Genomic DNA, 10014 nt, shown 5'->3' on the forward strand with positions numbered 1-10014 from the left:
CGCACTTGATTCAATTGTCTCAAAGTGCGGTTGGTTTTTATTGTATTTTAAAAGGATCGATTAGTTTAATCCAATGATTTCCCAACGGTTGTGAGATTGACCATCGATTTTACCTTTCTTCACGTTGGTGATGTAATCGATCATCATATTTTGGATCGTGCCTTTTTCACGGCCCATTGCCACTTTAGATTCCCAAAGTACAGGAATTTGTTGGCCTTCCCAAATACCACCTTTACCGTTTAACTGAGCGAAACGATATGAGTTCATACCCACTTTTAATTTCATGTCATCAGTTACCGGTTTGCCGTCAGCAAGGGTTAAATCAACGATTTTGCTACCTTGTGGATTACGTAAGTCAATTTTGTAATTTACGCCACCGAAAATGTCGTAAGTCACATATTTTGATTTTTTACGTTCCGCATTGTAACGATATTCGGTGTCACCTGGTTGGATGGTATCGAAGTAGTTCGCAGACCATTCCATATATTCTTTCAATTGTTTACCGGTCAGTTCATAAACGGTGACATCACCACCTGCATAACGATAGTTAAAGATGATGTCTTTTTTCTTGATATCACCTTTATTCATACGTGCTTTTTGGTGGTCGAAAGAGAAAGTTACCACATCTGCACCACTGTAATGTTGTTCAACATCATTAATGAATGAAGACAATCCAGTATCTTTTGAGAATGCAGCAGACACACCGTGTTTGGTCTCTTGTGGCACCATTTCGTTTTCGGTTTGGCCAATCACCACGTTGTTTAATTCACGTAATTTCTCGTGATAAGGTTTGTAGATTTCCGCAATTTTCTTATCCGCTTCAAGTTCTTTAACTGGAACAGTTTTGGATTCTTTCTTCACCAATTTCACTTCTTTTTTATCGTTGATATCAAAAGTGAGATCCACTTCAGATACCACGGTACCGTAACGGTGTGGTTCAGTGATTAGTGTATTTTTAATAGTTTCACTTGGTACATCTTTGTGCATGTGGCCTGCGATTACCACATCAATGCCGTCTACTGCATTGATGACATCACGCATACCTGTGTCTGGAATCTTGTTTTCATTGTCGATACCCATGTGAGCGATCACAATAATTGCATCGACACCTTTCGCTTTTAACTTCTCAACTTGTGTACGTGCTTCTTCCGTTGGTGAAGTAAATTTCATGTCTTTTAAGTTGCCCGTGTCTTCTTCAAATTTTGCTGACATTGGGGTACTTAAACCGATAATCCCTAGCTTCACGCCATCTTTTTCGATGATGGTTGTTGCATCAATATAACGTTTATCGTTTTTCTTATAATAGAAATTTGCCGTTAATTTTTTCGCTTTGATGTCTTTTAAGATTTCATCTAATGCTTTCATCCCAAAGTTAAACTCGTGGTTACCAAGTACGAAAACATCGTATTTCATTTCGTTTAATACTTTTGGAATTGGGTGATCTTTGTAATATTTTTTATCTTTTGCGAACACATCAACTTGGTTATCTTGGATCGCATCGCCCACATCCACTAACACCACGTTTTTGTTGTTTTTACGCACATCTTTCACATAAGTTGCGATTTGCGCATAAGAACCAGATTTGTCTTCTACGTCTGCGCCATAGCTCCAAGGTACAACGCGACCATGAATATCAGAGGTACCCAATATTTTAATATTTACTTCTTGTGCCATTGCTGTACTCACAGCAGAAAGCGCAAATAATGAGCAAAGTAATTTTTTCATAGAATTTCCTTTAAAGTTGCACAAAGTGCGGTTAAAAATGCTGGAGAATTATAGCGATGAATTGATTACCAACATAATTTTATTTTGAAGAAAAATAAAATTTGTGAGCTTGACCACATTTCATTTGGAGGATTAATGCCCTGTTTGAGAAAACAAGTTAATCACTAAAACACCGCTGATAATCAATGCCATACCAATCAGCCCAGCGGTATCGATTTTCTGACCAAAAGCGAAATACGCCACAATGGCCGTCAAAACAATGCCAACGCCCGACCAAATGGCGTAAACCAAGCCCACAGAAAGCGTTCGGAAAACAATGGAGACAAAATAAAACGAAATGGCATATAGCGCTAATGAACCAACGGTGGGTAAAAGTTTGGTAAAGCCATCACTGACTTTTAATAAATTTGTTGCCACAATTTCAAGACAAATAGAAATAGCGAGTAATATCCAAGGATTCATATCAATCAAAACGTAAAGTAGAAAACACCATTCTACCTTAAGCGGCGGATGGATGTAACCGAATTTGACGAGCCATGGCTTGCATATAGAGTGCCGTTTGTTCAAAGAAATAACGGTAAGAGGCACATAAATAATTATGTGGATTGGGTTCATTTTCGAGAGAAACAAAACGATGTTTCGGGCAGCCACCATAACAGAGTTTACGAAACTCACAATGACGGCAAAGTGCGGTCAATTTTTGTGATTTTTCTAAACCGAATTGTTGCTGTTTACTGGAAAGCACAATCTCCGTTAAAGGTTGCTGAGTTAAATTCCCCATCTTGTATTCGGGATACACAAAATGGTCACAAGCATACACATCACCATTGGCTTCTGCCACAAGAGATTGACCGCAAGTGGGTTGATGAACACAAGTTGTAGAAGGATAACCGAGCCATTGTCCTAGTAAATTATCAAACTGCGACACATAAACTTTTCCCACATCATGAGCATACCATTCATGAAAGACATCCACGAGAAATTGCCCGTAGCCTTCTGATGGTACCGAGAAATCGGTTACTGATTGTATTTGGACATGACGTTCAACGATAGGAATAAACTGCATATAAGTCGAACCAAGCTGTTTGAGTGCTAAATAGGTTTCTCTTCCTTTTTGCCAGTTTTGATCGTTAATGACGGTTAAGGTATTAAATTCCACGCCATATTCTTGTAGCAGATTTAACGCTTTTACGACTTTTTCAAAAGTGGGATTACCGTTACCCGAAATACGATAACGATTATGCACAGCACTTAAACCGTCAATAGAAAGCCCAATGAGAAAATGATGTTGTTTGAAAAATGCAGCCCATTGCTGATTAAGAGCAATGCCATTGGTTTGAAAGGCGTTTGTGATCTGTTTGCCTTGGGCAAATTCCTGCTGATATTCAACGGCTTGTTTATAAAAATCTAAGCCTAAGAGAGCCGGCTCCCCCCCTTGCCAAGCAAATTCAACCACATTACCAGCATGAGATTGGATATAGTTTTTGACATAATGTTTTAAGGTGTCTTTCGACATAAAAGGCGCATGTTGCCCAAACTGTTCTGATTTTTCCAAATAAAAGCAATATTCACACTGAATGTTACAGTGAAAACTGCTTGGTTTTGCCATTAAGTGAAAATGAGCTTGTGGTGGAAAAACAGACATCAACCATCCTTTGTTACAACATTATTTATGACCTGATATTCGGTCTAATGCGCCATTTTGTTTGAGTTCTTTTGCAATGCGAATGGCTGTTTCGGTTTCACAGCCGGCATATTCTGCAATTTCGCGATATGTCCAATTATAATCAGGAAAATGTTGTTTGAGAAAATACAAACTATCCATCACGCGATCTAAAGTACGCAAATAGGCACTTTTTGCCAAACGTTCCTCTGCTTCGCGTAATTCATCTGCCAAGATCTGTAATAAACATTGGCTCATTACTGTATTGTGCGTGAAAAATTCGCTCACTACATTAGGTTTGATGCGAGTAATCTCCGCATCAATTAAGACTTTTGCATTGCAATGATAATGTTTATCCGCCATCGAAAACAAAGTTCGAAAACCAAAATAATCGCCCTTGGAATATAATCGCACTAAGCTTTCCTTGCCATTTTCAAGGGTATGAAATAAGCCAACCAAGCCTGCTTGCACATAATAAAATTCATGTGCAGACTCACCTTGCTGATACAAGAAGGAACCTTTTGGCAAATGATGCAGCTCAGTAAACTGACAATGTGACAATTCAGTAGGCTTGATTGAGCAATTTTCCATAATCGTCCTTAAAAGTGCGGTCAATTTTCTATTAGTTTTACACTTCGTTTATAATCCGATATACCCAATTTTCTAATGGATCATTTAAGCGCTTCATTTCTTGACGCATTTCTTCTAGCATCTCTTTTTTGACCGCTTCATATTCTGGCTTGTAGAACAAATTATGCATTTCAGCCGGATCGTTTTTCACATCATAAAGCTCACAAATATCCGAAGCATTAAATACTAATTTATAGTCTTTACGGTGCCACATGCGTTGTTCAAAGTAAACGAAATGCCCCGCTAACTGTGCCAATATCCCTTTGCGTTGATTATCTTGATGTTGACGAACGATTGGTAAAATACTTTCCCCTTCAAAGGCTTGGGGAATCGGCTGATTAGCCAGATCATAAACGGTTGAAGTTAAATCATGTAAATAGACGAGGTTATCATCTTGTTGATTAACGCGGTTTGAATTTGGATCTTTGATAATCATCGGAATATTGTAGGTGGTATCAAACATGAACTCTCCTTTCTCAATCATTCGATGAGCACCCATCGCATCCCCATGGTCAGCGGTTGCCACAATAAAAGTGCGGTCATAAATGCCGTTGTTTTCTAAGAAAGTAAACAGCTCACCAATCGCATCATCAATCAAAGTAATGTAGCCCCAGAATTTTGTGATAACCTCTTTCCAATGATCTTCACTCGCTTCCCACATTCCCCACATTTTAGAGATGGTACGATAGTGTCCTGGTTTGCCTTCTAGTGGCTTGAAGAAGCTTTCATCTAGCACCACATCTTCTTTTCGATACATAGAATAATAAGGTTCTGGCACGATACAAGGCGTATGCGGTCCCCAGAAATTAATCCATGTAAAGAACGGTTTATTTTCAGCAAGTGATTCACTAATATAGCTTTTCGCTTCATCAATGATGAAATACGGGATGGTTTGTTCTTTTGTGCCTGAAAGCAAACCGCAAAGCTCTTGCACGCGTAAATGAGGGTTATCCCCGAAATAAGCACGACTCACTTCTGGAATTTCATAGCCTTTTTCATCTAACCATTCTTTATAACGATTGGAATGTGTCGGCGGTTGGTTGAACACTAAATTTTTATACACGCCACTGCCCGGATAACCATAGCCATCAAAGTTATGCCCTTTAATGCCATAATCTTCCGGTACGGATTTTGTACCCACGTGCCATTTCCCCACAACATAGGTGTTATAGCCGTCTAGTTTACCAATATTTGGGGCGGCTTCGCTCACTTCACCTGTACCGCCTTTTTCACCATTACGAATGATGCCATGAGTGGACGGCATTAAACCGGTAAAAAGTGAAGTCCGTGCGGGTCCACAAACTGAAGCAGGCGTAAATGCGTTATTAAAACGCACCCCATCTTTAGCTAGACGGTCAATATTCGGGGTTTTAACGATCTGGTGACCATAAGCCCCCAGCATATCTTTACGCACTTGGTCGAGTAAAATATAGATAATGTTCATACACAATCCTTATCTATTTTAAGGTTTAAGGGCGTACGTGATGTACGCCCGACTGCTTAATGTTGGTTAGAAAGATGTAATTGATGTTCTGTTTTTTCATTTTTTGGTCTAAAGACAATCAATACGATGAGTTGTAATACCGCATACACTTCCAACACTAACATTGGATTACCATCTGGAGAAGCAATACCAATTGGTGATAAGAATGCATAAAGCGCAATTAAACCAAGAATTAATGAAACAGATGTTACTTTAATGTATTTCCAATTGGTCAAGTCTACATCGCCTTTATTGATGGTATTTTCCACATAAGGTTCACGTTTTAAGAATTGACCTAGAATCAACATGAAAACAACATCAAATACGAATAATCCGCCCATCACATACACGAAATTGATTTTCACATTGAACACCCAAACAATACTGAAATAAAGTACTACGTGTACAAGTAAAGCAATACGTGCAGCCAAGCCAGAAACAGTTTTATTAAATAAACCCACAGCAAATAACGCCACGATTGGAATATTCACAAAACCAGCAAAGCGTTTAGTGATTAAGAAAATACCATCTGTACCGAACATCAAAAGTGGGCCAATAATCATGGTCACAATCGCCATAATGGTTGAGACTTTTTTCGCATAGACGATCAACTCTTGATCGGTACGTTGTTTTTTACTGATAGATGGTAATAAGTCTTTACAATAAATGGTCGCTGCAGAGTTTAAGAATGAGTTAAAGGTACTTAAAATTGCACCGAAAAGTGCGGCAATAAAAAAGCCTTGTAATGCAGTCGGCATCACTTTATTGACCAATAATGGATAAGAGGTATCAATTGGATTTAAGCCTTCACCTAAAATATGGAAACTCAATAAACCCGGTAAATTAAGAATAATCGGTAATGTGAGTAGGAAAAGCGCTGCAATTAAAATCCCTTTTTGACCTGATGCTAAATCCTTCGCCCCTAAACAACGTTGTACGATGGCTTGGTTCGTTGTCCAATAGAAGAAGTGAACAACCATAATACCGGTAAAAATTGTCGGCCAAGGAGTAGAATCTGTTGAGCTACCAATGGCGTTCCATTTTTCAACGTGGGTGGTAGTGATAATATTCAAGCCTTCTGAAATGCTGCCATTACCTAAATAAAGCAATGCAAATACAGGTACAAGCAACGCACCAATCACTAAGATCACGGCATTGATGGTATCAGAAACGGCTACCGCTTTTAACCCACCAAAAATCGCATAAATCGCACCCACTACACCGATAGCAATTACAGTATAGACAATTGCTTGCGCATAACTTAATCCGAAAATAGTTTCTAGATTGAAGATTTTATTAAATGCAATCGCTCCGGTATAAAGTGCGGTCGGAATAACGATTAAAAGATAGAAGACTAAGAATAACCCTGACATAATCAAACGAGTTTGTCGGTCAAAACGATTTTCAAAGAATTCTGGAATGGTGGTATAACCGTTACGCAAATATTTCGGTAACATATAAAGCGCCAAGAAACAAAGCGGAATCACCGTTGGCACTGTCCACGCAATAATAGAAAAGTTGTTTTGATAAGAAACGGCATTTACGCCAATCAATTGCTCAGTAGAAAGTGAAGTTAAAACCATTGAGCAACCAATCACAATACCGCTTAATCCTCGTCCCGCTAAGAAATAACCTTTCGAGGTGGTTAAATCATCGTTTTTAGTCCGTAGCCATGAAACATAGGCCACTAAAGCCGTTACGATGAGGAAACTCGAAACCGTTAATAGCATACGCTCCTCCTTGTAGAAGCCATTATTAAATTCCATTTATAGACTACTGCTAGGTGTATAAAGAGCATATGATAATTGTCATACTGATTGTGTGAGAGGGATCACAAAATTAAAATAAAGTCTGTTTTTATAGATAATTATGAGCAAGATCATAAATTATTTATTTATCCAAAAGAATAATAATGCCGTACTCCCACAAAAAAGGAGTTTGAAATGAGTTTACAGTTAATTTTTATTTTAATTTTATGTGGTGTAATGACAAATATAATGTCCGCTATTTTTGGCATTGGTGGCGGCGTATTGATGGTACCTATTCTCTACACTTTATTCCCACAGTTTCCTTTACAAATGATTGCCGCAACATCATTGACGATTGTTATGGGATCATCCTTTATTAACTTGATTTATTTTTACAAACAAAAAGTATCGATTAATTACAAAGCGATGTTCATTTGGTCTGTGGGTATGATTATTGGTGTGCAGCTAGGATTCGAATCCAGTTTTTATGTACCCGATATTGCCATCATCAGTGTGTTTGTTATCACACTTTCCCTATTAGCAATTCGTACTATTTTTAGTAAAGAAACCGCAATAATTCAGCAATCTACAGCGGATGAAACGATTAAAGGGATAGGTCTTTCAACTATAGGTGGATTTATTGCTGGCATGACTGGCATTGGAGGTGGCTCAATTATGGCACCTTTAATTGGACAATTAAAATCCGTTAAAGCCCATCAAATTGCACCTTATACCAATGCGATGATGTTTATTGGGGGGCTAGGTAGCCTTTATGGCTATCTTTCAAAAAACTCAACTTATCGCTTTGGTTGGCAAATCGGTTATGTCAATTTTTCGATTGTGATTATTGTTGTGCTAAGTGCTTTTGTAACCGGATTTTTTTCAATGAAAATCCGAGGTAAATTATCACCGCACTTAGTCAAAAAACTATTAGGCATTATTTTATTAGTAATCAGCGCTTATATGTTACTTATCCATTCCATAAAATAAAAATGGCAGAGGAAAACGCCCTCTGCCATTTTGGTTATTTTTCTTCTTTTTTCACTTCATCCCACAGAATATCCATTTCGATTAAAGAAAGATCTTTAAGTGATACGCCTCGTTCTAAGGCCTTTCCTTCAACTTTGCGAAAACGTTGTTCAAATTTATTATTCGCCTTACGTAAAGCCTCTTCTGCGTTACATTTAAGGTGACGAGATAAATTGGCTGTCGCAAAAAATAAATCCCCAATTTCCTCTTCTATTCTTTCTTGATTGCGAGGTGTTTGGTTGACCTCATCTCGTACTTCCTTCAATTCTTCTTCAACTTTAGCAAATACAGGCTCAAGTTCATTCCAATCAAACCCAATCTTTGAGCACTGTTTTTGCATTTTCTGTGCTCTTAACAACGCAGGAAAAGCATTCGGAACATTATCTAAAATAGACTGTTGTTTTTGAGCTGATTTTTCTTGTGCTTTGATACTGTTCCAACGGGCTAACGCTTCTTCTTCATTTCCTGCTGTTGCATCACCAAATACATGAGGATGACGACGTACAATCTTTTCAGAAACATCATTAAGGACATCATCGAATGTGAAATAACCATCCTCTGAAGCAAGCTGACTGAAAAACACCACCTGTAATAAAAGATCACCAAGCTCTTCTTTTAAATTAGCAATATCTTTCTTTTGGATAGCATCAATGACTTCATAAGTTTCTTCAGTTAAACAAGGAATCATGGAGTCATAATTTTGTTTAAGGTCCCAAGGACAACCGCCATTAGGATTACGTAATTGTGCAATTAATTGAATAAAATCTTGAATAGAATAACGCATAAGAATATCTCTGAAACACTAAAATGCAATTAGTATAAAACGAATAACAAAATAGACAATATTCTTATAAAAAATTAAAGATAAATTGATATGGAATAATGGCAGGGGCGGAGAGGCTCGAACTCCCAACACCCGGTTTTGGAGACCGGTGCTCTACCAATTGAACTACGCCCCTATTGGTATTAAGAATTGGCGGAATGGACGGGACTCGAACCCGCGACCCCCTGCGTGACAGGCAGGTATTCTAACCAGCTGAACTACCACTCCGCTAAATAAGGTATAATTGGCAGTGACCTACTCTCACATGGGGAAACCCCACACTACCATCGGCGTAACAATGTTTCACTTCTGAGTTCGATATGGATTCAGGTGGGACCATTGCACTGTTGCTGCCAAAATTTTTATTTTGTTAATTTACTCTTAAAATAAACTAACGAAATAAAAAGTACCTGGCGGTGTCCTACTCTCACATGGGGAAGCCCCACACTACCATCGGCGCATCGGCGTTTCACTTCTGAGTTCGGTATGGGGTCAGGTGGGACCACCGCTCTATCGCCGCCAGGATTATTCCTTTAATAACTTTTCTCTCTTTCTGCTCTCACACTATCTCTAGCGCTCACAACCAAACAAGCTGATAACCTTCAAAACTTTCTTCTTCTCTTTCGTCTCTGAGTTTGTTTCGTCTTCTCAACACCCAAAACCCTTGAGCGTTGTATAGTTAAGCCTCTCGGGCAATTAGTACATGTTAGCTCAACGGCTCGCACCGCTTACACACCATGCCTATCTACGTCTTAGTCTTAAACAACCCTTACTGTCTTAAAGACAGGGAGAACTCATCTCTTGGCAAGTTTCGTGCTTAGATGCTTTCAGCACTTATCTCTTCCGCACTTAGCTACCCGGCAATGCGTCTGGCGACACAACCGGAACACCAGTGGTGCGTCCACTCCGGTCC

General features: G+C 38.8%; 8 protein-coding genes, 2 tRNA genes and 3 rRNA genes. 1 reads left to right on the forward strand and 12 read right to left on the reverse strand.

Annotated elements, in window-relative coordinates:
* Positions 1-60 precede the first annotated feature (60 nt).
* The 6 genes from DPV95_RS08805 to DPV95_RS08830 all read right to left on the reverse strand — a co-directional run bounded on the left by DPV95_RS08805 (position 61) and on the right by DPV95_RS08830 (position 7231).
* Entirely contained in the window at positions 61-1725 is a 1665-nt protein-coding gene (locus tag DPV95_RS08805; protein WP_005697430.1) for a bifunctional metallophosphatase/5'-nucleotidase, read from the reverse strand.
* A 132-nt stretch (positions 1726-1857) separates the two neighbouring features.
* Complete coding sequence (locus DPV95_RS08810) at positions 1858-2187, reverse strand: DMT family transporter (protein WP_005694801.1); 330 nt, start codon at positions 2185-2187, stop codon at positions 1858-1860.
* Positions 2188-2224: 37 nt separating this feature from the next.
* Positions 2225-3370: an anaerobic sulfatase maturase gene (locus DPV95_RS08815; protein WP_005697444.1), complete on the reverse strand. Its 1146-nt coding sequence runs from the start codon at positions 3368-3370 to the stop codon at positions 2225-2227.
* Between the two features lie 21 nt (positions 3371-3391).
* The gene (locus tag DPV95_RS08820; RefSeq protein ID WP_005697379.1) at positions 3392-3979 is read right to left on the reverse strand and encodes a Crp/Fnr family transcriptional regulator; all 588 of its coding nucleotides are present in this window, start codon (positions 3977-3979) and stop codon (positions 3392-3394) included.
* Positions 3980-4016: 37 nt separating this feature from the next.
* Entirely contained in the window at positions 4017-5462 is a 1446-nt protein-coding gene (locus DPV95_RS08825) for a sulfatase family protein (RefSeq protein ID WP_005697443.1), read from the reverse strand.
* A 56-nt stretch (positions 5463-5518) separates the two neighbouring features.
* Positions 5519-7231, reverse strand: a complete 1713-nt coding sequence (locus tag DPV95_RS08830; RefSeq protein ID WP_005697383.1) for a solute:sodium symporter family transporter — start codon at positions 7229-7231, stop codon at positions 5519-5521.
* A gap of 213 nt (positions 7232-7444) precedes the next feature.
* On the opposite strand from DPV95_RS08830, the gene DPV95_RS08835 reads away from it, so the two are divergent.
* Positions 7445-8239 carry a sulfite exporter TauE/SafE family protein gene (locus DPV95_RS08835; RefSeq protein ID WP_005697368.1) on the forward strand — a complete coding sequence of 265 codons (795 nt, stop codon included), beginning with the start codon at positions 7445-7447 and terminating at the stop codon, positions 8237-8239.
* 34 nt (positions 8240-8273) lie between these two features.
* Here DPV95_RS08835 and mazG read toward each other — a convergent pair whose 3' ends face one another.
* The 6 genes from mazG to DPV95_RS08865 all read right to left on the reverse strand — a co-directional run.
* Positions 8274-9062 (reverse strand): nucleoside triphosphate pyrophosphohydrolase, encoded by a 789-nt coding sequence (gene mazG / locus DPV95_RS08840; protein ID WP_005697446.1) that lies wholly within the window; start codon positions 9060-9062, stop codon positions 8274-8276.
* Between the two features lie 99 nt (positions 9063-9161).
* Positions 9162-9237, reverse strand: a tRNA-Trp gene (locus DPV95_RS08845).
* A 15-nt stretch (positions 9238-9252) separates the two neighbouring features.
* A tRNA-Asp gene (locus DPV95_RS08850) sits at positions 9253-9329 on the reverse strand.
* Positions 9330-9343: 14 nt separating this feature from the next.
* A 5S ribosomal RNA gene (gene rrf / locus DPV95_RS08855) occupies positions 9344-9459 on the reverse strand.
* 50 nt (positions 9460-9509) lie between these two features.
* Positions 9510-9625, reverse strand: a 5S ribosomal RNA gene (gene rrf, locus DPV95_RS08860).
* 151 nt (positions 9626-9776) lie between these two features.
* Positions 9777-10014, reverse strand: a 23S ribosomal RNA gene (locus DPV95_RS08865); the annotation flags it as partial.

The sequence above is a fragment of the Haemophilus parainfluenzae genome (genome assembly GCF_003252755.1).
Classification (GTDB): Bacteria; Pseudomonadota; Gammaproteobacteria; order Enterobacterales; family Pasteurellaceae; genus Haemophilus_D; species Haemophilus_D parainfluenzae_N.

Bases quoted from the DNA above. Each gene is read 5' to 3' on its own strand.
- DPV95_RS08835 (WP_005697368.1), top strand. From the start codon at position 7,445: ATGAGTTTACAGTTAATTTTTATTTTAATTTTATGTGGTGTAATGACA.
- DPV95_RS08810 (WP_005694801.1), bottom strand. From the start codon at position 2,187: ATGAATCCTTGGATATTACTCGCTATTTCTATTTGTCTTGAAATTGTG.
- DPV95_RS08825 (WP_005697443.1), bottom strand. From the start codon at position 5,462: ATGAACATTATCTATATTTTACTCGACCAAGTGCGTAAAGATATGCTG.
- DPV95_RS08805 (WP_005697430.1), bottom strand. From the start codon at position 1,725: ATGAAAAAATTACTTTGCTCATTATTTGCGCTTTCTGCTGTGAGTACA.
- mazG (WP_005697446.1), bottom strand. From the start codon at position 9,062: ATGCGTTATTCTATTCAAGATTTTATTCAATTAATTGCACAATTACGT.
- DPV95_RS08815 (WP_005697444.1), bottom strand. From the start codon at position 3,370: ATGTCTGTTTTTCCACCACAAGCTCATTTTCACTTAATGGCAAAACCA.
- DPV95_RS08830 (WP_005697383.1), bottom strand. From the start codon at position 7,231: ATGCTATTAACGGTTTCGAGTTTCCTCATCGTAACGGCTTTAGTGGCC.
- DPV95_RS08820 (WP_005697379.1), bottom strand. From the start codon at position 3,979: ATGGAAAATTGCTCAATCAAGCCTACTGAATTGTCACATTGTCAGTTT.